Source organism: Lysobacterales bacterium, from assembly GCA_016721845.1.
Lineage (GTDB): Bacteria > Pseudomonadota > Gammaproteobacteria > Xanthomonadales > Ahniellaceae > JADKHK01.
Genome location: JADKHK010000013.1, coordinates 1232004 through 1256378 on the forward strand (window position 1 = coordinate 1232004; position 24375 = coordinate 1256378).

The following is a 24375-nucleotide window of genomic DNA, read 5'->3' on the forward strand; positions in this document are numbered from 1 at the left end:
TGATTACCCCAACCCGGCCAACCACTCGTCGTCCGAACCGTCGTTGACGCCCTCGAACAGGATCGTCGACAGATAACGTTCACCAGTGTCCGGCAACATCGCCAGGATGGTCGCGCCCGGCGTCGCGCTCTCTGCGACTTTCAAGGCCGCGGCCAGCGTGCCGCCTGACGACAGACCCACGAAGATGCCTTCCTCGACCGCCAGCCGGCGTGCGGTATCGCGCGCCAGCAGATCGTCGACCGGCACGATCTCATCGGCGATCGTGCGATTGAGCACGGCCGGCACGAAGTCGGGCGTCCAGCCCTGGATCTTGTGCGGCGCCCAGGCGTTGCCTGACAACAACGATGCACCGGCCGGTTCGGTCGCAGTGATGCGCGTCTCCGGACGGGCGAGCTTCAGCACTTCGCCGACCCCGGTGAGGGTGCCGCCGGTGCCCCAGCCGCTGACGAAATGGTCGAGCCGGCGTCCGGCGAAATCGCGCAGGATCTCGGCCGCGGTGGTGCTGCGGTGCCAGGCCGGATTGGCCGGATTCTCGAATTGGCGCGCGAGGAACCAGCCATGCTTCTTCGCGAGTTCTTCGGCACGACGAACCATGCCGCTGCCGCGTTCGGCCGCCGGCGTGAGGATCACCTTGCCGCCATAGGCGCGAATCAGTTTGCGGCGCTCGATCGAGAAGGTTTCCGTCATCACCGCAACGAACTTGTAGCCACGCGCAGCAGCCACCGCCGCGAGTGCGACGCCGGTATTGCCCGAGGTCGCTTCGACGATGGTATCGCCGGGCTTCAACTGGCCACGCTGCTCGGCGTCGAGCACGATCGCGAGCGCCAGCCGGTCCTTGACCGAGCCGGCCGGATTGAAGGCCTCGACCTTGACGTAGAGATCGACGTGCTTCGGCGCGATCCGGTGCAATTTCACGACCGGGGTGTTGCCGATGGTGTCGAGGATGGAATGGAAGATGGCCATGTGGATGCTCCTGCGAGGCGGAAAGACGTGGATTCAAGCGGCGAGAGGCAGCGACGCGGCGGCACCATCGCGGCGTGGACCGCAGCCATCGACCGGTGCCGCACCGAACCAGTGCAATCGGGTCGCGAGCGCGGCCACTTCCCCCAGGATCAGCAGCGCCGGGGTCCGCACGCCGTGGTCGCGGGCGATTTCGGGCAGTGCATCGAGTGTGCCGGTGATCACGCGTTGTTCCGGACGACTGCCGTTTTCGATGATGGCGAATGGCGTCGATGCCGCCCGACCGTGCGCGATCAAGCGGTCGCGAATCCGTTCGAGCCCGGCCACACCCATGTAGAACGCCAGGGTCTGACGGTCCTGGGCCAGGCCGGCCCAGTCCAGTCGATCCGCGGACTGTTCGCAGTGCGCCGTCACCAGTCGTACCGACTGGGCGCGGTCGCGATGCGTCAACGGGATCCCGGCGTAAGCGGCACAGGCATTGGCCGCAGTGATGCCGGGCACCACCTCGAAGCGGATGCCGGCCGCCTGCAGCGCTTCCAGTTCTTCACCCCCGCGACCGAACACGAACGGGTCGCCGCCCTTGAGGCGCACGACACGCGCTCCGCGGTGCGCATGCGCGATCATCAATTCATGGATGCCGTCCTGCGCGACGCGATGATGTCCGGCCTGCTTGCCGACATCGATGAATGTCGCATCGCGTCGCGCCAGCGCCAGCACGTCGGCGCTGACCAGCTGGTCGTGCAAGATCACGTCGGCCTCGTTCAGGGCCCTCAGTGCACGCAGGGTCAGCAATCCGGCATCGCCCGGCCCGGCACCGACCAGCACGACCGAACCCTGCGCATCGACGGCATCAACCTCTCCGATTGCATCGCGCAACGCGATGTCCGCAGCGCGGACCTGCTGCGCCCGCACCAGTCGCGGCACGACGCCGGCCAGCACGCGCTCGAACCAGCGCCGGCGCTGCGGCAGATCGGGCCAGCGCGCACGGATCGTGTCGCGATGGCGCTCGAACAGTTCGACCAGGGTGCCGAGCGAATCGTCCAACGCCATCTCGACCTGCGCCCGCACGTGCCGGGCCAGCATCGGCGCCGCACCCGCCGAGGAAATCGCCACCTGCAATCGCCCGCGCTGCACCACCGCCGGCAACTGCACGGCGGATAGCGCGACGTCATCGACGACATTCGCGAAGATCCGGCGCGCTTCCGCCGCTGCGGCAATGCGCGCGTTGGTGGCCGCATCATTGGTCGCGGCGACGACCAGCCAAGCGCCGTCGAGCTGCGCGTCGTCAAACGCGCCGACCTGCAACGACACATCGCCCTGGTCGGCCAGCGCTGCCACCTCGGCGGCGACGACTTTCGCGACCACGACGATCTCGGCACCGGTATCGCGCAAGGCCGCGATCTTGCGCGCCGCGACACTGCCGGCCCCGATCACGAGCACACGCCGTCCCCGCAGGTCCGCGAACAGCGGATACAGGCGATGCGCGACAGGCAGTTCGGAACGGTTCGGAAGCATGCCCTCAACCTAGGCGTCCGCGTCGAAAACCGGAAATGGCGCAAAGGACTGGACTTATATCGTGGGAGCATAAGCCGCACTGGCTTTACAACTCCAGCCATCACCGCTAGCTTAAATTCATCCCTTTATCGCGATAGCGAGATATTTTATGACGCTTACGCAACTGCGCTTCATCGTCGCCATCGCCGACGCCAATCTCAACATCACCCAGGCCGCCACCAAGGTCCACGCGACCCAGCCGGGGCTGTCGAAGCAGCTCAAGCTGCTGGAGGACGAACTCGGCTTTCAGCTGTTCACGCGGCGTGCCCGCAGCGTCGAGGCGATCACGCCGGCCGGCGAGAAAGTGCTGAAACACGCTCGCATCATCCTGGCCGAGGCCGCCAACATCCGTGCGGTGGCCGCCAATCTGCGTCGCGATGCCGATGGCGAATTGCTGATCGCCACGACGCACACCCAGGCGCGCTACGTCTTGCCGCGACCGCTCGCGGCCTTGAAGCAGCGCTTCCCGCAAGTCGCCTTGCATGTGGCGCCGGGCGGCGACGCCGAGACCGTGGCACGGCACGAGAAGGGCGAGGCCGACATCGCCATCGTCAGCAGTTCGGGAACGCCGCCGCAGGCCGACCTGACCCTGCCGATCTACCGCTGGGATCGCGTCGTGCTGGTGCCTCGCGGCCACCCACTGACCACCCTCGAACGCGAACTCACCCTCGCCGACATCGCCGCGCATCCGCTGATCAGCTACGAATCGAGCCGCGCCGCCGATTCGTCGCTGCGCCGCGCTTTCCAGGACGCCGGGCTCGCGCCCGACATCAGCGTCACCGCACGTGACGCCGACCTGATCAAGACTTACGTACGCACCGGCCTTGGCGTCGGCATCCTTGCCGAGATGGCGGTCGATGGCAGCGACGGCGACCTCGTCGCCCTGCCCGCCCGCGGACTGTTCCCGACCTGCACGACCTGGCTGCTGATCCGCAAGGACCGCGTGCTGCGCGACTACACCGAAGCCCTGATCCGCACCCTGATTCCCGAGATCGACCTGCGCGACCTGCGCCGCGCCCTGACCGACGGCGAGCCCTTGCACCTCGCGCCGCGAACCTGGACGCAACGCGAGGATCTGTCGAAACCGGCACCGGTCGGCGAGTTCCAGATCTGAACCTTCGGTCGTATCGTTCATGCTCGGATATCCGCGAACGGATATGCTTCCGATCAAGATCGATGGAGCGCCCCATGGCCACCGCAAAACTGTTCGTGCTCGGCAACTCGCAGGCAGTGCGCATTCCCGCGCGTTATCGCATCGACGCGACCGAGGTAGAAATCTTCCAGCGTGGCGACGAACTCGTGCTTCGCCCGAAGTTCCGTTCTGCGGCTGACATGTTCGCTGCGGCACGGGCCAAAGGGGGTGATTTTCAGGATTGGGTACGTCCCGACCAAGGGAAGCTTGAGCCAACACCGAAGTGGGACTGAATCATGGCGGCGGAGTATCTGCTCGACAGCAATATTCTCATTGCCATCATCAACCAGACGTCCCGGCCATTACTGAACAAGCTGGCTGGCCTCGCACCTCAGCGCATGCATCTGTCGGCGATCGTCCTCTCCGAATTGTTGACTGGTGTCGCGAAAGGCGGCCCCAATGCGTTGTCGCGGCAGGCAACGCTGAAGGAACTGATCGCCAGCATGACCCCTCTGTACTTCGATCATGATGCCGCCGATGCCTACGCTCGTATTCGAGCAAAGCTGGAGGCCGCGGGTCAGACCATCGGGCCGATGGACTTGCTGATCTCCGCCCAGGCCATCAGTCGCAATCTGATACTGGTCACCGACAACCTGCGTGAATTCCGCCGTGTGCCAGGGCTGGCCTGCGAAAACTGGCTGCGCTGAATCCATGATGATCTACGCATACGCAACCAAACGCCCGCGTAAGGCGGGCGTTCGGGTGATGCCTGGGGATGTCCCGATCACTTCGCGGCGACGGTCATCTGGTCGCGGTTCTTTTCGACCGTTTTCGGGCCGACGCCCTTGACGTTGGCGAGTTCGTCGACCGACTTGAAGGCGCCGTGTTCCTTGCGATAGTCGACGATGGCTTCGGCCTTGGCGGCGCCGATGCCGTTCAGCGTTTCCAGTTGCGCCGCACTGGCGGTGTTGAGGTTGATCTGGGCGGCGAAGGCGGCGAGCGAAGCCAGCGACAGCGTGAGACCGAGGACAAGCGACTTGATGAAGTTCATGGCGTAGGTTCCTTTGCGGGTTGGGAATGGGCGCCGGTGTGCTCACCGGACAGGAACCATTCTCGGCATCGGAGCACCACGCCGCCTCGGCGCGCTTCGGAAGCGGCGCTGCGCAAGTGACGCGCGCGAGCCTGCGAATTTTCCGAAGCCCGCGTGCTGTCTCGTCAGAGGTGCAACAGGCCGTCCATCATCACCACGGCACCGCCACCGACATGCACGCGGGTGACCTCGCCCGCTTCTCGCATGGTGCGACCGAACAATCGGCTCGGGCGACCCATGTCTTCGCCCTGATGGATGCGCCACGTGCATTCGCCCTCGCCTGCACCCGGCAACGCGGTGCGCAAGGCGATCATCGCCGCGGTGGCGCTGCCGGTGGCGGGGTCTTCGGGCATGTCGTCGAGCGGCGCGAACATGCGTACATGCCAGTCGCCTTCGTGCTCGCCGCGAACATAAGCGTAGACACCATCGATGCCGATCGGACGAAGCACGCGGGCATGTACCGATCGATCGCCACGCGCGCGGCGCAGCGCCTCGCGCGACGCGAGTTCGACGATCAGGAACGGCAAGCCGACCGATGCGATGCACGGTGCGTGATCGTCGACGCGTAGGTCGCTGGGCGAGAGCCCGAGACATTCCGCGGCATCCTGCATCGCCACCATCGCACCAACGGCCAGTCGCTCCGGTGCACGCAACTCGGCCGCAACGACCACGCCGTCGCGCTGCTGCAAAGCCACGGGCACCAGGCCCGCGCCTTCCTCGAACAGGAACTGATCCGGCAGTGCCCGACCCAATCGTGCCCATTCGCGCGCCAGCACCACCGCCGTGCCGACATTCGGATGTCCCGCGAACGGCACCTCGCGCGTCGGCGTGAAGATGCGCACGCGCGCCGTGTTGGCCGGATCACGCGGCGGCAACACGAAGGTCGATTCCGAATAACCGAACTCGCGCGTGATTGCCTGCATCTGCGCGTCGGTCAATCCCTCCGCATCCAGCACGACGGCCAGCGGATTGCCGCCGAACGGCATGTCGGTGAACACATCGGCAGTGACATAACGACGCGGCATGGCGGACTCCGGATTCAGGTCGGTCGGCATGCTCGCGTGTTTCCACATCGAAGCTCAAGCGGCGGATGAACCGGGTCACAGTCTCGGCCACCACATGAGCAGCATCGCCGCAATGGCGCCGGCCAGCGTCGCGATCGCCGCGAGCCCGATCACGGCCGTCGCGACATGCCGGACGAACGGCCGAGTCGATCGTTCGGCCGACAGATACGCCTCGTACACGGCCAACGGCGCCAGCCAACTGAGAAAACTGACCGCGATGAACACCCCACCGTCGTAGTCGACGCGGATGCCGAGCGGCATCAGCAACACGCCCGCGAGCAGGATGCCGACACGCAGGAACAGCACGCCATTGACCAGCAGGAAGGCACGGGTGGCGTGCCGCCGATGCGCGACGAAATCGCGCCGCCACGCAGTGCGCCATGCCATCGCGGCAAAGACCAGAATCAACATGCCGTTCAGCGAGATAGACAGCGTGCTCGCGGCATTGATCTGTGCGCCCCGCACCCAGGTCAGATAGAAACCGCCGAGCGTCGCGATGAGGGACGCCCCAAGGAACACGCGCCCGATCCAGCGGTGGACGACGGGATAGCGACGGCGGACGGCCGCCACGAACTGCATGGAACCGAGCAGCGTGACCAGCGCCCCGAGATAGACGTGCACCAGCAGTTGCGCATTGCCGAAGGTATCGCCCGGCACATAACCGACGAGATGCGGCTTGGCGTTCCACGCGGCGTAGTCGCCGGACAGCAATGGCGGGGTGAAGAAGGCGATGATGAAGAAGGCGAACCCGAGCTGCGCCAGCAGGAAAGTCAGAAACCACAGGCGTGCGGCGCGGGCGAGCGCAGGATGGGCGGGACGAGCGGGATGCGACATGAGGCCTCCGTGACGGGGAGGCGGGACGTTGCCGATCCGCGCGGAGGCCGTCTCGCCGAATCGCGAATCGGCGAGTCGAATCCCGTCCAGGAAGATCGGTGGTCAAGCGCGATTCACGGATGACCATCGCCGCTTGCCTGAAATCTCGTCCGCACCCAAGATCGCGCCGTCCTTCCCGCCACTCCAGCCCATGATCCTGCTGACCTCCGTGTTGTCCTGGACCGTCGTCGCCGCCGTGCTCGTCGGCTTGTTCGATCTGCTGCGTCGTCGAACCAAGACCGTGGCCGAGATGGTGTTCGCCGTCTTCTCCGGCTCGCTGGCGATGGCGGTGCTGCAGCCTGAACTGGCCGAATCGCCGGACTGGGTGCTGGCGGGTCTGATCGTCGGCGGTTGCGCCACCTGCAACGGCTACTGGTTGTTCGCGCGCGCCCTGTTCCGCGGTGACGAGGGCGTGCGCTGGCCGCAGGTGGCCGTCGCGGTCGGCATCGCGTCGCTGATCCTGCTGAATCGCGCCACCGCCGCGCCCGCGGGTTCGCCCTGGCACACGGCCGTCGGTGCGCTGCTGACACTGACGAGTTCGACGGTGCTGGTGCTGGCGTTCGTCGAGGCCGTCCGGGGCTGGGCCGAACATCGCGATGCCGCGGAGCGACGGATGCGCATCGTGTTCATGGCGGTCTACGGCGCCTGCGTGCTGTCTGCCACGCTTATCGGCGCATTGGCTGCGACGGACGCGGTCTGGCAACCCGAACGGCGCCTGGTCGTGGTGCTGTGCGCGCTGTCGATCCTCGTCTTCTCGCAATGGGCACTGCGGCTGCGGCGCCGACAGGCTTCAACCAACGTGCGACCGGAACGAATCGCCGACGCGACATCGGACGCCGACGATGCCACGAGTGCGCTCGGCATCGATTCCGCCGTCAATCACACGCAGGCATCCGCCGCCGATGCAGCGGTCCTGGCCGAACTCCGATCCGTGGCTGCCGCCATCGATCGCGCGATGACCGTGGACAGGCTCTACCGCAATCCCGAACTGCGCACCGCCGATCTGGCCGAACACGTCCGCAGCACCGAGCACAAGGTCAGTCGCGCCATCTCGGTCGTGCTCGGCGAGCGCAACGTCAACCAGCTGATCAACCGCCACCGCATCGCCTGCGCCTGCGCCCTGCTCGCGGACTCCGCGTCCCGCACCCCGATCATCGACATCGCCCACACCAGCGGCTTCGCCTCCCTCGGCCCCTTCAACCGCGCTTTCAAAGCCACGATGGGCTGCACGCCGTCGGCGTATCGCGCGTCAAGACTGCGTAGCGCAAATAGCGAAGACGTTGTCTCAGCAAGCCCAGCACAATAGGCACTTCATTCGATCAATGATGCCTGTGCACTTCACTTCAAAAATGGAGAACGCCAGTGGGTGAACCGTATCTCACGTCTATTGATGTTGAAGGGTGGTCGATTGACGACGGAGAAGCTGCACATCTAGAAAGCCCGGAGACATACTGGATTCCGCCACTCTCCAAACGCCAATCGCTAGAACCAGGGGCACTCGCAAAGTTGCGCTTCTATATCCGCGCCCCAGATGAATCTGGAAAATCGGTCGACCATGGCGAACGCATGTGGGTACAGGTTGTCGAAAAGAAGGGCAACTGGTACTTCGGAAAACTCGACAACGATCCTTACTGCACCGACGAAATATGTGCTGGGCTCGAACTATGGTTTCAGCCGCGGCATGTCATCGACATTTACGACACCGAATAAATCACGCATGCAACCCGCACTCCCTGACCAGTCCTGAGAAGCGCGTGTCTTCTTCGCGCATGCCTTCGTGCCAGCGCGAGGTGCTGTGGGTGTCGCCGATGCTGACGTAGCCCTGGTGCCACAGCGGGTGGTACGGCAGGTCATGGGCTTGCAGGTAGGTCCAGATGTCGCGGTCGCGCCAGTCGGCGAGCGGATGCAGCTTGAAGCAGCCGTCGCGCAGGGTGACGAAATCGATGTCGGCGCGGCTTTCGGACTGGCTGCGGCGGATGCCAGTGATCCAGGTGCCGGCGTTCAGATCCAGCAACGCGCGCTGCATCGGCTCGACCTTGCGCATGCGGTTGTACAGGCGGATCGCGTCCTTGCCCTGTGTCCAGAGTTCGCCGTACTGCGCTTCCATGTCCGAGGGCGACAGCGCCGCGCGATAGGTGTGCAGGTTCAGGTGCAGGCGCGCACTCAGTTCGTGTACGAAGTCCCAGGTTTCGCGGAACAGATAGCCGGTGTCGATCAGTACGACCGGGATGTCCGTACGCCGCACTGCCGCCATGTGCAAGGACACCGCGGCCTGCGCGCCGAAACTCGATGACAGCACGTGCTCGCCGGGAAGATGCGCCAGCGCCCAGTCGACGCGTTCACTGGCGCTCAGCGACGCGAGTTGCGTGTTGAGCTCGGCCAGTCGATCCGGCGCCAGCGCATAGTGATCAAAGTCGAGCGGCTTCATGCGCTGACCTCGGCCGCGATGACCTGTGGCGCACGCACGATGCCGACACGCACGACGAAATCGCCGAAGTGTTCGTCGCCCTCACGATCCGCGGCGAAGCGCGCGAACAGTGCATCGAGTTCCGACAGGATCGCGGCCTCGTCGATGTTCTCGCGATGCAGACGATTGAGCCGTCGTCCTTCGAAGTCGGCGCCAAGCATCAGGTTGTAGCGACCCGGCGCCTTGCCGATGAGGGCGATCTCGCCGAGATACGGCCGCGAGCACCCATTCGGGCAGCCGGACACGCGCAGCAGGATCGGTTCGTCGCGCAGACCGTGCTTGGTCAGCAACGCCTCGACGCGATCCATCAAGGTCGGCAGATAACGCTCGGCCTCGGCCATCGCCAGCGTGCAGGTCGGCAGCGACACGCAGGCCAGCGCAAAGCGGCGGAAGGTGGCGCCGCGCAGTTGCTCATGCAGGCCATGTTCGACCAGCAGCGCATCGATGCGCGCGCGATCGTCGGCCGCGACATTCGCGATGATCAGGTTCTGGTTCGGGGTCAGCCGGAAATCGCCGCGATGCTCGGTCGCGATCGCGCGCAGGCCGCTCAATCCGCGCACGCTGTCGGTATCGCGCAGGCGGCCGCTTTCGATGCGCAGCGTGTGATGCCAGCGACCATCGACACCCTCGATCCAGCCGAAGCGGTCGCCGTTGTGCTGGAAACGGAACGGACGCGCGGGCTGCAAGGTTTCGCCGATGCGCGACTCGACCTCGCGATTGAACACGTCGACACCCAGTCGGTCGATCGTGTATTTCAGTCGTGACAGCTTGCGGTCGGAACGATTGCCATGATCGCGCTGGGCGGTCAGCACCGCGGTCGCGGCGGCGATCACCCGATCCCTGCGGATGAAACCGAGCACGTCGGCGAGACGCGGATAGGTGCGCACATCGCCATGCGTGGTGCCCATGCCGCCACCGGCGAGCAGGTTGTAGCCGACCAGTTCGCCCTGCTCGATGATCGCGATGAAACCGAGATCCTGGCTGAAGACATCGACGTCATTGATGGGCGGGATCGCGAAGCCGATCTTGAACTTGCGCGGCAGATAGGTCGGGCCATAGATCGGCTCCGATTCATCGGTGCCCACGACTTGCTGCTCGTCCAGCCAGATCTCGTGATAGGCGCGCGTGTGCGGCAGCAGGTGTTCGGACAGGGCGACGGCATCCGCCTGCACCTCGGCATGCGCGCGCGACTCGACCGGATTGGCGCTGACCATGACGTTGCGATTCACGTCGCCGCAGGCCGCGATGGTGTCGATCAGGGTCTGGTTGATCGCGGCAATGGTCGGCTTCAGGTCGTGCTTGAGAATGCCGTGGATCTGGAAGGCCTGGCGCGTGGTCAGGCGCAGCGTGTGATTGCCATAGCGGGTGGCGAGCGCATCCAGCGCCAGCCACTGCGCCGACGTGGCCACACCGCCCGGCAAGCGCGTGCGGATCATGAAGCTGTACGCCGGCTCGAGCTTCTGCAGACGGCGCTCCTCGCGCAGATCGCGATCGTCCTGCTGATAACTGCCGTGGAATTTCAGCAACTGCGCATCGGATTCGCGCAACGCGCCGGTGACCGCGTCGTCAAGACTGTCGCGCAAGGTGCCGCGCAAGCCACGACTGTCGCGCTTCAGGGTTTCGACCGGAGACAGGGGTTCGCTCATCAGTACACATCCCGCGCATAGCGACCGCTGCGCTGCAGGTCGCTCAGGTATTCGTCGGCGGCTTCGGCATCATGGCCACCGTGTTCGATGACGATCTCGCGCAAGGCGGCATGCACCGACTTGCCCATCGCGATGGCGCCGCAGACATAGAGATGCGCACCGCCATCGAGCCACGCATAGACGTCGCGGCCCTGATCGCGCAGGCGCTGCTGCACGTACACGCGTTCGGCCGTATCGCGCGAGAACGCGAGATCGAGGCGATGCAGCGTGCCCGCCTTCAGTGCCGCCTGCCATTCCAGTTGATACAGGAACTGCGAACGCGCGTGGCGTGCACCGAAGAACAACCAGTTCCGCCCCGAAGCCCCGACCGCGCTGCGTTCCTGGACGAAACCGCGGAACGGTGCGACACCGGTGCCTGGGCCGATCATGATCACGTCGCGCGATGCGTCCTGCGGCAAGCGGAAGCGTTCATTCGCCTCGATATACACCGGCAGCGACGCACCCGCCGCCGCGTCGGCCAGGAAGCCGGACGCGACGCCGCGCTGCGCACCGAAGGGACCAGCCTCGTCGAGCACGGCGACGGCGAGATGCGCTTCGTCGCCGACCACCTTGCGGCTCGACGCGATCGAGTACAGCCGCGGTGCCAGCGGCCGCAGCGCGGCGACGAATTCGCCGGCGCTCCATTCGCCGGGGAACTCGTTCAGCACGTCATCGACCTGACGCGCACTCAGCCAACCGTTGAACGCGGACGCGTCGGCGACCAGCAGTGCATCGAGCACGCTCGACTTCGCACGCAGCGCCTGCGCCTGCACGAAGCCACGATGCAGGCGAGTCAATTCGCGATGGCCGCCGAGCCAGTCCTGCAACGATCGGATTTCGTCGCCGATGCGCACGCTTTCGTGGCCGGACAAGCCGAGCCGGGTGATGACGCGGTCGACCACGGTGGCAGCGTTCCGTGGCCGGATACCCACGGCATCACCCGGCTCGTAGGTCAGACCGGAATCCGCCAGGTTGATTTCAAGATGGCGCACGTCCTGGGCGCTGTCGCGTGCGGTGATGCGCTGGTTGACCAGCAATTCGGCGGCATAAGGTTGCTCCTTGCTCCAGGTCGAATGCGACGCGACGGCGACGATCGGATGCGCATGCGTCGGCGTGGCCGGCTTGAGTGCGCGCACCTGTTCGCGGGCCTGGGCGAGCCAGGGCACGGCCACCGTCGCGACATCGACATCGGCTTCACCGTGCGCGAACAGGCGCCGCGCGCCGAGCGCTTCCAGGCGCGCGTCGAGCAGCCGGCCCATTGCGTTGAACTGCGGGTAGCTGGAGTCGCCGAGTCCCAGTACTGCGAACTGCAGTTGCGGCAGCTTGGGGGCACGCCGACCGCTGACGAATTCGACGAAGCCGCGGGCATCGTCCGGCGGTTCGCCCTCGCCCTGGGTGCTGATGACGACGAACAACACGCGTTCCTCGGCCAGTTCGCGCGACGGATAGGCGTCGGCGCGCACGAGGCGCACGTCGACGCCTTCGCCACGCAGCGCTTCCGCCAGGCGCTCGGCCTCGCGCTTGGCATTGCCGGTCTGGCTGCCGTAGAGCACGGTGATGCGCGTGGGAGCGACGTCCACGTCGCGATCTCTTGCCGACACCACCGCCAGCGCCGGCGCACCCCGTGCGGCGAGCCCGGCGGCATAACCGGAGATCCAGTTCAGCGCGGCCGCGTCGAGTCCGTCGGTGAGCCGTGCCAGCAGCGCGCTACGCGCTTCGTCGAGGGCCGGGACCGGCGGAATGATCAGCTGTGCGGACATGGCGCGACTCATCGTGATTGACGGCCAGACTAGGCCGCGTGCCCGAGACGCGGAAACAATGGCTGGCGATGACCTTATGCCGGTGCGTCATTTCCGGCGCTGCGGAGCGGACTCGACACTGCCGTGGCATCGTCACGGGCTGCCCATGTTCTCCACCGCCTTGATCCCCTTCATCGGCATCGGCCTGATCGCGCAATCGATCGACGGCGCGCTCGGCATGGCCTACGGCGTGACCAGTTCGACCCTGCTGCTCGGGCTCGGCATGGCGCCGGCACTGGCCTCGGCCAGCGTGCACATGGCCGAGCTCGCGACCACGGGCGTGTCGGGCCTGAGCCATGGCTTCTTCGGCAATGTCGACAAGCACCTGTTGCTGCGACTTGCCTTGCCCGGCGCGATCGGCGGCATGGTCGGCGCCTTCGTGCTGAGTCATCTGCAAACGCCCTGGCTCGGCGCCGTGGTCGCGGCCTATCTGCTGGTGCTGGGCGTGTCGCTGGTGTTGCGCGCGTGGCGCAATCGCACGCCGGATGCCGCGCTGAAGCCGCGCCGGACCAAGCGCCTCGCACTCGCCGCGGGCTTCCTCGATGCGGTCGGTGGCGGTGGCTGGGGACCGATGACCAGCACCAGCCTGATCGCGCAGAACCTGCCGCCGCGCATCGCGATCGGCACCGCGAACGCCGCCGAATTCTTCGTCAGCCTCGCGATCAGCGCGGTCTTCCTCGGCACCATCGGCCACGTCTACGGCCGTGCCGTACTCGGACTCCTGCTCGGCGGCCTCATCGCCGCCCCCTTCGCCGCCTGGCTCACCCGCCACCTGCCCGCACGCATCACCACCGCCGCGGTGGGTGGACTGGTCAGCCTGTTGAGCGTGATTACGTTGGGGCGGCATCTGCTGGCCTAGATCGCAATCAAGATTTCATCCCGTCGCCTTGCGTGGCCACACCGGCGACAAGTGCTGCGTAATGCCGCTGCAGACCTCATGCAGATTCTGCATTCGCATCGGGAATTCTTGAGATTTCATCGGAGTATCGGACCAGCCTGAGAAGCCGTCTCAGGTTCTGAGATGACGCCGGCGGACACTTTGGCCGTTGCCGAACGCCTCCGGATACTGTAAATATTTACAGCATGAACGAACCCCTCAGCCCCCGCCAGAAAGACGTGCTCGACCTGATCGAACGCTCGATCGCCGAGCGCGGCTATCCGCCGACCCGACCGGAGATCTCGGCCGCACTCGGCGCGAGCAGCCCGAACGCCGCCGAGCAGCACCTGCGTGCGCTGGAGCGGAAGGGCTACATCGCGATCCTGCCGGTGGCGCGGGGGATCAAGGTGCTGGTGAAGCCGGCCCCTCATCTGCCCTCCGGGCATCTTCTCCCCGCTACGCGGGGCGAAGAAAAGACACGTTCCGCAACCCGCATTCGGAGAGCGGATGTAGGAGCGCGGTTCATCGCGCGACGCACGCCGGGTGAGGGGCAAATGCTGCGCCTGCCCCTGATCGGTCGCGTCGCCGCCGGCCAGCCGATCCTGGCCGAGCAATCGATCGAGGACGAACTCGCGCTCGACCCGCAGCTGTTCACGCCGACGCCCGACTTCCTGCTGCGCGTGCGCGGCGACAGCATGCGCGATGCCGGCATCCACGACGGCGATTTCGTCGCGGTGGCACGCAGCAACGGCGATCCGCAGAACGGTCAGATCGTGGTCGCGCGCATCGACGACGAAGCCACCGTCAAAACCTTCGAGCGCAGGAACGGGCGGATCCGCCTGTTGCCCGCGAATCCCGATTACACCCCCATCGACGTCGACGCCGACCTGGTCATCGAAGGCCGCGTCGTCGGTGTCATCCGCCGGAGTCTCTGACATGGCCGCCACGATCGAATCCCTGCTGCACCGTCCCGATGTCTGGCGCGGCGGCGACCGCCATGCCACGACGCCAACGCTGGCCAGCGGCCATCGCGAACTCGATGCCGTGCTGCCCGGCGGCGGCTGGCCGCTGCAGGCCCTGACCGAGATCTGCCACGCCCGCCCCGGCCTCGGCGAACTGAGCCTGATGCTGCCGGCGTTCGCCCGCGCGATGGACGACAGCCGCTGGCTGCTGTTCGTGTCGGCGCCGCATCAACCCTATGCGCCGGCACTGGCCGCCGCCGGCATCGACCTCGAACGCTTCGCGCACCTGCGTTGCGCGACCACCGAACAGGCGCTGTGGGCAGCCGAACAGGCCTTGCGCAGCGGCGTCTGCGGCGCAGTCGCGCTATGGCTCGGGTCAAGCGATGCGAATGCGCTGCGCCGCCTGCAACTCGCGGCCGAAGCCGGACGCAGCCTCGCAGTCCTGTATCGCCCGCTGGCGCATGCCGGACAGGCCTCGCCGGCCGCGTTGCGGCTCGCGATCGAGGGCGAACAACTGCGCATCGTCAAATGCCGCGGCGCCCTGGGCGACATCGGCCGCTTCGTGTTGCGTCGTTCGCTTGCGGGCGTGTCCGTGCATGCCGAAGCCGCATCGGCACGCGTGCTGCCCTTCGTGCGTGCACGCTGAGGTCACGACCATGCTCTGGCTCGCCCTGCAATTTCCACGCCTCGCGCTCGACACCCGCCCTGGTGCCGAAGCGCAATCCGAACCACTGGCGATCATCGAAGCACAGGGACCCCGCCGCATCATTGTCGCCGCGAATGCGGTGGCGCGCGCGGCGGGCGTACGCGCCGGACAGGTGCTCGGCGCGGCGCAGGCGTTGTGCGCGGGCCTGAAGACCGAAACGCGTCGGCCCAAGGACGAAGACGCCCTGATGCAGAACCTGGCGCTGTGGGCGCTCGGTTACAGCGCCCAGGTGGCGCGCCATGGCACGCACACGCTGCTGGTCGAGATCGGCGCCTCGTGCCGGCTGTTCGGCAACGAACGCAAGTTGCTGCAGACCATCGCCACCGACCTCGAACGCGAGGCCCATACCTGCGCCGCCGGCGTCGCCGCCACGCCCGCCGCCGCGCGCCTGTTCGCGCAGGCCGGCATCGGCCGCATCGTGCGTGCAGTCGAATCGTTGCGCGACATCATCGCGCCGCTTGCACTCACTCATGGCGATCTGCCGAGCGAGACCTGCGACGCGCTGGCCGCCGTCGGCGTGCGCAGCTACGGCGCGCTGCTGCGTCTGCCGCGGGCCGAAGTGGCGCGGCGTTTCGGCCAGGTCGTGCCGGAGCATCTCGACACCCTGCTCGGTCGCCGCGCCGACGTGGTCGTGCCGATGCGCCTCGCCGAACGCTTCCGTCAACATCTCGAATGGCCCTACGCGATCGCGAGCAGCACCGCCCTGTTGTTCCCGGCGCGGCGCCTGCTCATGGCCGCGGCGCATTGGCTGGTCGCCTGCCAGCGTTCGACCACGCGTCTGCGCCTGAGCTTCGCGCATGAAGATCATCCGGACACGGTCATCGATCTCGGGCTAGGCCAGGCTTCGGCCGATCGCGAGCACCTGATCGCTGTCGTGCGTGCGCGCCTGGAACGGCTGGCACTGCCGCAAGGCTGCACCGCGTTGACGCTGGAACTGACCGAGACACAGGCGCTGGATGCGCCCTCGCGCGACCTGTTCGTGCGCCACGGCGAAGCGCCCGAAGACGCGCAGCAACTGCTCGACCGCCTGCAGGGCCGGCTTGGCGATACCGCAGTCGAACGCTTTGCCGTGCAGGCAGATCATCGACCCGAACTCTGCGTAGGAGCGACCCACGGGTCGCGATTCTTTTCTCGTGATGCCGCGACTGGACGAAAAAGACATCGCGACCCGTGGGTCGCTCCTACAAAACCCCGCCCGATGTTCCTGCTGCCGCACGCCACGCCGATCGAACAATGGCCGAGCTTCGACTGGCGCCGCGCAAGGCTCAGCTTGCCGGAGCGCATCGAAAGCGGCTGGTGGGACGAAGCCGATGCCACCCGCGACTACTACCGCATCGACCAGAGCGATGGCGCGCGCCTGTGGGTCTTCCGCAATCGCCAGGCACCGCACGACTGGTTCGTGCAGGGGATCTACGCGTGATGCGTGATGCTTGCGTATCGCCCAACGCTTTTTCCCTCGCCCCGCACAGCGGGGAGAGGGTGGCGCGCAGCGCCGGGTGAGGGGTAAGTGAGAGGCAAGCAAGATCACCAATACGAACGACAATTGCGCTCCGGTCAAACGGAAGCCGAAACGCGCCTCTGGCACCGATTGCGCTCAGGGCGACTGTCCGGGTGGAAATTCCGCAGGCAACACCGCATCGGCCCATACATCGTCGATTTCGTCTGCCTCGCACACGCACTCGTCGTTGAACTCGACGGAAGTCAGCATCTGGAGGCAGCTGACTACGACACTGCACGAACCCTCTACCTCGAATCGGCCGGTTACCGCGTACTGCGATTCTGGAATGACGATGCTTTGGCGCGAATGGATGTGGTTCTTGAAGCCATTGCGCATACTTCACTTACCCCCCGTCCGCCTTCGGCACCTTCTCCCCGTTAGCACGGGGAGAAGGAAGAGATCAGAGCATGCGTCGTGTCCAGTGCTGCGTCCTACGCCGAACTGCATTGCCTGTCGAACTTCACGTTCCTGCGTGGGGCGTCGAGTGCGCTCGAACTGTTCCAGCGCGCGAAGCAACTCGGTTACGCCGCACTCGCGATCACCGATGAGTGTTCGCTCGCCGGCATCGTGCGGGCGCATGAAGCCGCGGAGAAGACCGGCCTAAAGCTGATCGTCGGCGCCGAATTCACGCTGGTCGACGGCACGCGCCTGGTGCTGCTCTGCATCGACCATGGCGGCTACACGAATCTCTGCCGCATCATCACCCAGGGTCGGCGCGCATCCGAAAAAGGCACGTATCGACTGACGCGCGAGGATGTCGCCGGGCGTGGCGACGGGTTGGCCGCGTTGTGGTTGCCGCATCTGACGACAGCCGATGACGACGCTATCCGCTGGGCCCGTTCCGTCTTCCCCGAGCGCGTCCATCTCGCCGTCGAACTGCATCGCGGCGCGCAGGACGCGGAACGGCTGGCGGCCCTGCTCGCGCTCGCCGACACCCATCACCTGATGCCGGTGGCCTGCGGCGACGTGCACATGCACGTGCGCGCGCGACGCGCACTGCAGGACACGCTGACCGCAATCCGCCTGAACACCACGGTCGCCGACGCCGGACATGCGCTGCATCCGAACGGCGAACGCCATCTGCGTCGCATCGAGGACCTGGCCGAGATTTATCCACGCGCCCTGCTCGAGGCCAGCCTGCGTATCGCCGGGCAGTGCCCGTTCACGCTGAAGGATCTGAACTACCAGTACCCGCGCGAACTGGTGCCGGAAGGCCTGACACCGGCACAGCATCTGCGCGCCCTGACCGAAGCCGGCGCGCGTCGTCGCTGGGAAGAAGGCGTACCGCCGCACGTGCGCGAACTGATCGAGAAGGAACTGGCGTTGATCGCCGACCGGGAATACGAGTCCTTCTTCCTGACTGTTGAAGACATCGTGCGTTTCGCGCGCAGCCGCAACATTCTCTGCCAGGGCCGCGGTTCGTCGGCGAATTCGGTGGTGTGTTTCTGCCTCGGCATCACCGCGGTCGATCCGGCGCGCATGAACGTGCTGTTCGAACGCTTCCTCTCCAGCGCGCGTGGCCAACCGCCGGACATCGATGTCGACTTCGAACACGAACGCCGCGAAGAGGTCATCCAGTACATCTATGGCAAGTATGGCCGCGACCGCACCGCGCTCGCCGCCACCGTGATCCGCTACCGCACCCGCAGCGCGATCCGCGATGTCGGGCGCGCACTCGGCCTGCCGCTCGATACCGTCGACCACTTCAGCAACATCATCGGCGGCTGGGATTCACACAGGGTGCTGGAACAACGCCTGCGCGAACATGGCTACGACCCGGAAGCCCCGATCCTGCGCAAGACCCTGCACCTGGTGCGGCAACTGCGAGGCTTTCCGCGGCATCTGTCGCAGCACGTCGGCGGTTTCGTGATCTCCGAACATCCGCTGGCGGCGCTGGTACCGATCGAGAACGCGGCCATGCCCGAGCGCACCATCATCCAGTGGGACAAGGACGATCTCGAGGCGATGCGCCTGCTCAAGGTCGACGTGCTCGCACTCGGCATGCTCAGCTGCATCCGCCGCTGCCTCGACCTGCTGCGCGTGCATCGCGGCCGCAACTACACGCTGGCGACGATTCCGGCCGAGGATCCGGAAACCTACGCGATGATCCAGCGCGCCGACACCCTCGGCGTGTTCCAGATCGAATCGCGGGCGCAGATGAGCATGCTGCCGCGTTTGAAGCCCCGGAACTTCTACGATCTCGTCATCGAAGTCGCGATCGTGCGTCCGGGTCCGATCCAGGGCGGCATGGTCCATCCCTACCTGCGCCGTCGCACCGGCGAAGAACCCGTCACCTACGAACTCGATGAACTCAAGCCCGTGCTCGAACGCACGCTCGGTATTCCGTTGTTCCAGGAACAGGTGATGCAGTTGTCGATGGTTGCAGCGAAGTTCACCGCCACCGAGGCAGACGAACTGCGCCGCTCGATGGCGGCCTGGAAACGTCATGGCGGCCTCGAACACTTGCGCGAGAAACTGCTTGGCCGCATGCGCGCGCGGGGCTACAGCGAAGACTTCTGCAATCGCATCTTCGAACAGATCAAGGGCTTCGGCGACTACGGCTTTCCGGAATCACACGCGGCCAGTTTCGCCATCCTCGCGTACGCGTCGAGCTGGCTGAAATGCCACGAACCCGCGGCCTTCGCCTGCGCCCTGCTGAACTCGCTGCCGATGGGTTTCTACGCACCGGCGCAGATCGTGCAGGACGTGCAACGCCACGGCGTCGAGGTGCGGGCGGTCGACGTGATGCATAGCGATTGGGACTGCACGCTGGAGGCCGAGGCGCTACGTCTCGGCCTGCGCCAGATCGATGGCCTGCCCAGGGATTGCGCCGAGCGCCTCATGGCCGCGCGTCGTGAGCAGCCGTTCGCGGACGTGCGCGACCTGGTCGAACGCGCTGCGCTCAATCGTTTCGAACAGGCGCGCCTGGCCGATGCCGACGCGTTGCGCAGCCTGTCCGGCGACCGCCATCGCGCGCGCTGGGATGTCGAAGCATTGGCCGCACCAACCGCGGTGTTCGGTCAGGCGCGCATTGCCGAAGAAGCGGTGCGCCTGACCCAGCCCAGCCTGTTCGACGACGTCGCCGCCGACTACGCCCGCGTCGGGTTGTCGCTGAAGGCGCATCCGCTGTCGCTGGTGCGCCAGCCCTTGCGCGCACGTCGCGTGTTGTCCGCGGCCGATGTCGCGCAACGCCCGCACGATGCGCGCGTGCGTGTTGCCGGCCTCGTCACCGTGCGGCAACGCCCGGGCACGGCGAGCGGCGTCACCTTCGTCACCCTCGAAGATGAAACCGGCATCGTCAATCTGGTGATCTGGCTGCGCCTCGCCGAGGCACAGCGCCGCGTGCTGCTCGAATCACGCCTGCTCGCCGTCGACGGCCGCGTTCAGCGCGCGAACGGCGTGCAACACGTCATCGCCGAACGCCTGCACAACTACACCGCCCTGCTCGGCGATCTCGCCACGCGTTCGCGGGATTTCCACTGATCAGCCGCGCCGGTAATGCAGCAGGCGGCCGCGAAAGGGCGGGCGGTCATCGGCATCGAAGCGCGACCGGGTTTCTTCCACGCCGAACCCCTGCAGGGCGAGGGCACGGGTCAGGCTGCCGCTGTTGCCGCGACCGGGATCGGTGATGACGATTTCGGACTTGCGCTGGGCGTGGCGTTCGCACAGCGCGGCCAGCAGCGCGGCATGGTCGCGCTCGTACAACACGTCACTGGCGATGATCAGTTCGAAGCGGCCAAGTCCGTCATCCGGCACTGCCCATTCCAGGTCATGGAAATGCGGAATGCCCAGGTCATTGAGGCCGGCGTTGTGCCACAGGAACAGTTCGGCCAGCGGATGATGATCGGAGGCGGTCACATCGGCACCACGACGCATCAGCACGAGGCTGGCCAGACCGAGACCACAGCCAAGTTCGAGAATGCGCTTGCCGGTGATATCGAATTCCGCCATCGCTTCGGCCAACAACCGACCCGATGGCCAGATCTCGCCGAACAGACTCCAGTTCGCCGACGAGATGCCTGCCTTTGCAGCGCGCCCGAACGGGTCGGCGAACTGCTGGCGGTCGCTGAGCGAACGGATGCGGTAATCATGGCCACCCACGGGCACGGTGGTCACGCGGGTGCTGTAGCCCGACATGATCGATCCTTGACGAAAACAGGTCACGACACCGACGTGACGGACGCACTGCGCAACAACGACTCCGTGCAGCGCAGGAAGATCCTTGGCGCGGGTTGATCATAGCGTGGAAGCGGCCGGCCGCCGGGACGCCCGTCGATCGTCGCCACGCGTTCGCGACGACTCGGTCAGAATGCGCACTTCCGAAAACGACGAGACCGATCCGTGACTTCGACGCAACGCGCCCGCACCGGCTTCTGGCTCGCGCTGATCGCTGCTGTGCTGTTTTCCGGCAAGGCCATCGTCGCGAAGTTGATCTATCGGCACGGCGTCGATGCGACCACCGTATTGGCCTTGCGCATGCTGTTCTCGCTGCCGGTGTTTGCGGCTGTAGCGACCATCGAAACGCTGAAGGCGAACCGCAACCAGCCCGCGCTCGATGGCCGTACACGGGGCCGCATCGTGCTGCTCGGACTGCTCGGCTACTACCTGTCGAGCTTCCTGGATTTCTGGGGCCTCGAATTCATCAGCGCCTCGCTGGAGCGATTGATCCTGTTCCTGAATCCGACCCTGGTGCTGCTGATCGGCCTGCTGTTCCTGGGGAAGCCGGTGGCCCGTGCGCAATGGTTCGCGATGGGCGTGAGTTACGCGGGCATCGTGCTGGTGTTCGCCGAGAACCTGCGCGTCGACGGCACGCATGTCGCCTTCGGCGCGGCGCTGGTGTTCGGGGCGGCGCTGAGTTATGCGTTCTATCTGCTGCTGTCGGGGGAATTGCTGAAGCGCATCGGCAGCTTGCGCCTGGTGGCGTATGCGATGTGCGTGTCGACCGTGGCCTGCCTCGTGCATTTCGCGATCACCCGCGACGCCAGCGACCTGGTGCAGCCGCGCGCGGTCTATCTGCTGTCGGTGATCAATGCGCTGTTCTGCACCGTGGTGCCGGTCTACTTCACGATGTTCGCGATCGACCGCATCGGCCCGGCCGCGACCTCGCAGACCGCCATGGTCGGCCCGGTGTCGCTGCTGTTCCTCGGCTGGTGGATCCTCGGCGAAGCGATCACGCCGATCCAGATTGCCGGCACCGCAGTGGTGATCGCCGGCATCTGGATGCTCGCGCGTCACAACGCCGCGGCCGCGAAGCGCGTCGATCCGGTCGAATGACACGAAACGGGAGCGGCATGCACCGCTCCTAGGGGCACCTCAACGCATCGACTTCTGCACCATGCCGAGAATGTCGTCGAAAGGATTGCCGTCACCATCGAGGTCGAGCATCGACCCCAAGCCTCCGGCACCGCCACTGGGTGTGCCTTGAGCCGGCTGGCCGCCGCCGAGAAGACCGCCCAGCAATCCGCCCAGCCCCCCTAGCCCACCACCGGAAGGCGCCGCACCGCCCGAATGCTGCTTGGCCATCACGCCAGTGACCAACATCGCCAGCATCGGCAGCATCTTCTTCAGCAACTCAGGGCTCAGGCCGGATTGCTCCGACGCACGCTGTGCCACGTTCCGACTCACGTCCTTGGAACCGAAAATCTGGCCAAGCACGTCATTGCCACGGTTCACCTGGGTCGGCTCGGGCGACAGCAGGTTGTCGAGCAATCCGCCGCCACCCAATTGGCCGAGCAGTCCACCCAGCGCGTCCATGCCCGAAGGCTGCGCGCCGGCCTGCCGCTTGAAGCCGCCGACGATGGCCGGCAACAAGGCCTGCGTCCCGGCTTTCACCTGGGCGTCGCTGATGCCCAGTTCCTTGGCGATCGAAGCGAGGCCGCCGCTGGAAGCGAGCAAGTCCTGAATGTTCATCGTGCATCCCTCCGCGTCATGCCAGTCAATCGAGCAAATCGGTCGGCACATTGCCGCCATTCGCGGCGAGGCGCGCCAGCACAGTCTTGTGCAGCCACACGTTCATTTTCGCGGAATCAGACATCAATTCGTCCGCGCACCCCAGCTCCTTGGCGAGTTCCTTGCGTGCGCCCAGGCTGCTGTCGATGTCGAGCAGCTTCAGCAGGTCGACGATCGAGGTGCGCCAGTTCAGTTTTTGTGCGCTTTTCGCCGCGCGCGCTTCGAGTTGCGCGACCACGTCCACAACCGCGATCGGCTTTGGCACCTCGACCTTCACTGTCGGCGCATCGGCCGCCTTCGCTGGTGCCGTCGCCTTTGGCGGTTCGACGAAGATCGGCTCCAGATCGACCTTCCTGGGCTCGGGTGCGGCGGCCTTGGCACTGCCGAAGCCGAGCGTGTCGAGAATCTTGTCGAAAAATCCCATGGCAACCTCCTGGACGAATCAACCGCCGTCGGCGCGATGCGCCGGGCGTCCCGCGCGGTGCGGAGTCCTGCTTATAGCACCAGCACTTCGATGCGAGATACTGCGACTGCTGACCCTATGGCAATCGCAAGCGCAAACGCACATGGCGCAGGTTGCGCCGCTCGCTCGGCACATCGTCGAGTACGGCGATGTCGGCGAACATGGTCGTGTTCAGGTGCAGGCGCTTGAGGATCATCTCGGTGGATTCGCCGCCGAGCACGTCCAGCGTCGCGACATAGGCGCCATCGTCTTGTTCGACCCTGGCGACGCTGACCATCGGATGCTGCATGCGCTCGATTTCCTGCTGCACGCGCATCACGCTGGGGCGCCAGGTCGGCTTCGATCCATCGTCCGCGGTGCCGAACAGGAACTGCATGCTGTAGCCGTTGTTCGACCAGATCGGCGCACGCTTCACGTCATAGGCGATGCCGGCGTCGCGCAAGCGATCTTCGAAGGCGCGCACGTCGTCGGAGTTCGATGCATTCAAGCTGGCCAGTACGCGATCGCCGCTGTCCTTGAGTCCACCGAGATTGACGCCGCCGAGCACCGATGGCGTGAGTATCCGGCGCATCGCCTGCACCGGTTCGGATTCGGGAACCGGCACGTATTCGACCGGCTTCGGTTCGCTGATGTGCGGCCAGCGAATGCCGCCGCCCAGGGTCTGCGCGGTGCCGAACTTGGGAATGCTGATGCGCGCCGAGTCATAGCTGTAGATCGTCGTGCGCTCGCGGCCATGGAACGACGTGGCCAGCCCGAGCCCCAGTCCCGATCGGGACAAGGACAGGGTCGACTGCCCCTCCAACCAGCCCTGTTCCGTCTGACGACTCGCGCTGGCCTTGCCCTTCAGCACGATGGCAGCGCCTGCGCATTCATAGTCGGCACCGCGCGTCAGCGTGCGCGTCGGCTGGGTCGACATCGGACTGCTCTTGCCGCTCTTGATCCAGAACTGCAGCGCCATGTCGGTGCGCCCGGTGATCTTCACTTCGCTGTCCTGGAAGCCCGCCATCTGCAACCCGAGCACCTGCAGCGCATCGCCGAGCACCGGCCCGAAGCCGTCGACGCGGTAATGGCCGACCAGGTCGGGACAGTCCTGCGCCGCAGTCGCCATCGCGCTTGAACTCAGCGCCATCGCGACCGCTACGACCGCCACGCGCCACCCATTCACCGACCGCTTGCGCATTCCGTTGCTCCCACCGATTCGACGTCGCCGGAAGCCTAGGATGCGCCACGGTCACCGACAAGCCGCGCTGCGTGCACGGGGCACGTCGGCTCAGGGCCTGCGACTCCAAGTATCAC

24 protein-coding genes are annotated in these 24375 nt (G+C 66.0%); 12 read left to right on the forward strand and 12 right to left on the reverse strand.

Annotated features, from left to right (window positions below):
- Positions 1–3 precede the first annotated feature (3 nt).
- A complete protein-coding gene (gene cysK / locus IPP28_12960) occupies positions 4–963 on the reverse strand; it encodes a cysteine synthase A (protein MBL0041924.1) in 960 nt (319 codons plus the stop codon).
- Positions 964–996: 33 nt separating this feature from the next.
- Complete coding sequence (gene cobA / locus IPP28_12965) at positions 997–2475, reverse strand: uroporphyrinogen-III C-methyltransferase (protein ID MBL0041925.1); 1479 nt, start codon at positions 2473–2475, stop codon at positions 997–999.
- Positions 2476–2623: 148 nt separating this feature from the next.
- Between cobA and IPP28_12970 the strand changes: the two genes are divergently transcribed.
- The 3 genes from IPP28_12970 (at position 2624) to IPP28_12980 (ending at position 4353) form a co-directional block, all read left to right on the forward strand.
- Positions 2624–3628, forward strand: a complete 1005-nt coding sequence (locus tag IPP28_12970) for a LysR family transcriptional regulator (protein ID MBL0041926.1) — start codon at positions 2624–2626, stop codon at positions 3626–3628.
- Between the two features lie 74 nt (positions 3629–3702).
- Positions 3703–3939 carry an AbrB/MazE/SpoVT family DNA-binding domain-containing protein gene (locus IPP28_12975; protein MBL0041927.1) on the forward strand — a complete coding sequence of 79 codons (237 nt, stop codon included), beginning with the start codon at positions 3703–3705 and terminating at the stop codon, positions 3937–3939.
- A 3-nt stretch (positions 3940–3942) separates the two neighbouring features.
- Positions 3943–4353: a type II toxin-antitoxin system VapC family toxin gene (locus tag IPP28_12980; protein MBL0041928.1), complete on the forward strand. Its 411-nt coding sequence runs from the start codon at positions 3943–3945 to the stop codon at positions 4351–4353.
- Between the two features lie 77 nt (positions 4354–4430).
- Here the strand turns inward: IPP28_12980 and IPP28_12985 are convergent, their stop codons facing one another.
- The 3 genes from IPP28_12985 to IPP28_12995 all read right to left on the reverse strand — a co-directional run bounded on the left by IPP28_12985 (position 4431) and on the right by IPP28_12995 (position 6634).
- Positions 4431–4697, reverse strand: coding sequence for a helix-hairpin-helix domain-containing protein (locus IPP28_12985; GenBank protein MBL0041929.1), 267 nt, complete (start codon positions 4695–4697; stop codon positions 4431–4433).
- Between the two features lie 164 nt (positions 4698–4861).
- Positions 4862–5761 carry a PhzF family phenazine biosynthesis protein gene (locus IPP28_12990; GenBank protein MBL0041930.1) on the reverse strand — a complete coding sequence of 300 codons (900 nt, stop codon included), beginning with the start codon at positions 5759–5761 and terminating at the stop codon, positions 4862–4864.
- Between the two features lie 75 nt (positions 5762–5836).
- Positions 5837–6634, reverse strand: a complete 798-nt coding sequence (locus tag IPP28_12995; protein ID MBL0041931.1) for a DUF2306 domain-containing protein — start codon at positions 6632–6634, stop codon at positions 5837–5839.
- A gap of 190 nt (positions 6635–6824) precedes the next feature.
- Here IPP28_12995 and IPP28_13000 point away from each other — a divergent pair, with 190 nt between their 5' ends.
- Positions 6825–7979: a helix-turn-helix transcriptional regulator gene (locus IPP28_13000; protein MBL0041932.1), complete on the forward strand. Its 1155-nt coding sequence runs from the start codon at positions 6825–6827 to the stop codon at positions 7977–7979.
- A gap of 56 nt (positions 7980–8035) precedes the next feature.
- Positions 8036–8383: a DUF2314 domain-containing protein gene (locus IPP28_13005; protein ID MBL0041933.1), complete on the forward strand. Its 348-nt coding sequence runs from the start codon at positions 8036–8038 to the stop codon at positions 8381–8383.
- A 1-nt stretch (position 8384) separates the two neighbouring features.
- Here IPP28_13005 and IPP28_13010 read toward each other — a convergent pair whose 3' ends face one another.
- The 3 genes from IPP28_13010 to IPP28_13020 are packed head-to-tail and all read right to left on the reverse strand — an operon-like array spanning position 8385 to position 12597.
- Entirely contained in the window at positions 8385–9101 is a 717-nt protein-coding gene (locus IPP28_13010) for a phosphoadenylyl-sulfate reductase (protein MBL0041934.1), read from the reverse strand.
- Entirely contained in the window at positions 9098–10786 is a 1689-nt protein-coding gene (gene cysI, locus IPP28_13015) for an assimilatory sulfite reductase (NADPH) hemoprotein subunit (protein MBL0041935.1), read from the reverse strand. The genes IPP28_13010 and cysI overlap by 4 nt, the downstream gene beginning before the upstream one ends.
- On the reverse strand, positions 10786–12597 hold the full coding sequence (locus IPP28_13020; protein ID MBL0041936.1) for an assimilatory sulfite reductase (NADPH) flavoprotein subunit: 1812 nt from the start codon (positions 12595–12597) through the stop codon (positions 10786–10788). The genes cysI and IPP28_13020 overlap by 1 nt, the downstream gene beginning before the upstream one ends.
- Positions 12598–12730: 133 nt before the next feature.
- On the opposite strand from IPP28_13020, the gene IPP28_13025 reads away from it, so the two are divergent.
- The 6 genes from IPP28_13025 (at position 12731) to IPP28_13050 (ending at position 20150) form a co-directional block, all read left to right on the forward strand.
- Positions 12731–13483, forward strand: coding sequence for a sulfite exporter TauE/SafE family protein (locus IPP28_13025; protein ID MBL0041937.1), 753 nt, complete (start codon positions 12731–12733; stop codon positions 13481–13483).
- A 224-nt stretch (positions 13484–13707) separates the two neighbouring features.
- Positions 13708–14436 (forward strand): transcriptional repressor LexA, encoded by a 729-nt coding sequence (gene lexA / locus IPP28_13030; GenBank protein MBL0041938.1) that lies wholly within the window; start codon positions 13708–13710, stop codon positions 14434–14436.
- 1 nt (position 14437) lies between these two features.
- Positions 14438–15109: a translesion DNA synthesis-associated protein ImuA gene (gene imuA / locus IPP28_13035; protein MBL0041939.1), complete on the forward strand. Its 672-nt coding sequence runs from the start codon at positions 14438–14440 to the stop codon at positions 15107–15109.
- Between the two features lie 10 nt (positions 15110–15119).
- On the forward strand, positions 15120–16589 hold the full coding sequence (locus tag IPP28_13040; GenBank protein ID MBL0041940.1) for a hypothetical protein: 1470 nt from the start codon (positions 15120–15122) through the stop codon (positions 16587–16589).
- A gap of 87 nt (positions 16590–16676) precedes the next feature.
- A complete protein-coding gene (locus IPP28_13045; GenBank protein ID MBL0041941.1) occupies positions 16677–17048 on the forward strand; it encodes an endonuclease domain-containing protein in 372 nt (123 codons plus the stop codon).
- A 33-nt stretch (positions 17049–17081) separates the two neighbouring features.
- Complete coding sequence (locus IPP28_13050; GenBank protein ID MBL0041942.1) at positions 17082–20150, forward strand: error-prone DNA polymerase; 3069 nt, start codon at positions 17082–17084, stop codon at positions 20148–20150.
- Here IPP28_13050 and IPP28_13055 read toward each other — a convergent pair whose 3' ends face one another.
- Positions 20151–20804: a methyltransferase domain-containing protein gene (locus IPP28_13055; GenBank protein ID MBL0041943.1), complete on the reverse strand. Its 654-nt coding sequence runs from the start codon at positions 20802–20804 to the stop codon at positions 20151–20153.
- A 204-nt stretch (positions 20805–21008) separates the two neighbouring features.
- Between IPP28_13055 and IPP28_13060 the strand changes: the two genes are divergently transcribed.
- Positions 21009–21941: a DMT family transporter gene (locus tag IPP28_13060; GenBank protein MBL0041944.1), complete on the forward strand. Its 933-nt coding sequence runs from the start codon at positions 21009–21011 to the stop codon at positions 21939–21941.
- 39 nt (positions 21942–21980) lie between these two features.
- Here the strand turns inward: IPP28_13060 and IPP28_13065 are convergent, their stop codons facing one another.
- From IPP28_13065 to IPP28_13075, 3 genes are all read right to left on the reverse strand, one after another.
- Positions 21981–22577 (reverse strand): DUF937 domain-containing protein, encoded by a 597-nt coding sequence (locus IPP28_13065; GenBank protein MBL0041945.1) that lies wholly within the window; start codon positions 22575–22577, stop codon positions 21981–21983.
- Between the two features lie 25 nt (positions 22578–22602).
- Positions 22603–23040, reverse strand: a complete 438-nt coding sequence (locus tag IPP28_13070; protein ID MBL0041946.1) for a DUF3597 domain-containing protein — start codon at positions 23038–23040, stop codon at positions 22603–22605.
- A gap of 115 nt (positions 23041–23155) precedes the next feature.
- Positions 23156–24259 carry a hypothetical protein gene (locus IPP28_13075; protein MBL0041947.1) on the reverse strand — a complete coding sequence of 368 codons (1104 nt, stop codon included), beginning with the start codon at positions 24257–24259 and terminating at the stop codon, positions 23156–23158.
- Between the last annotated feature and the right edge of the window lie 116 nt (positions 24260–24375).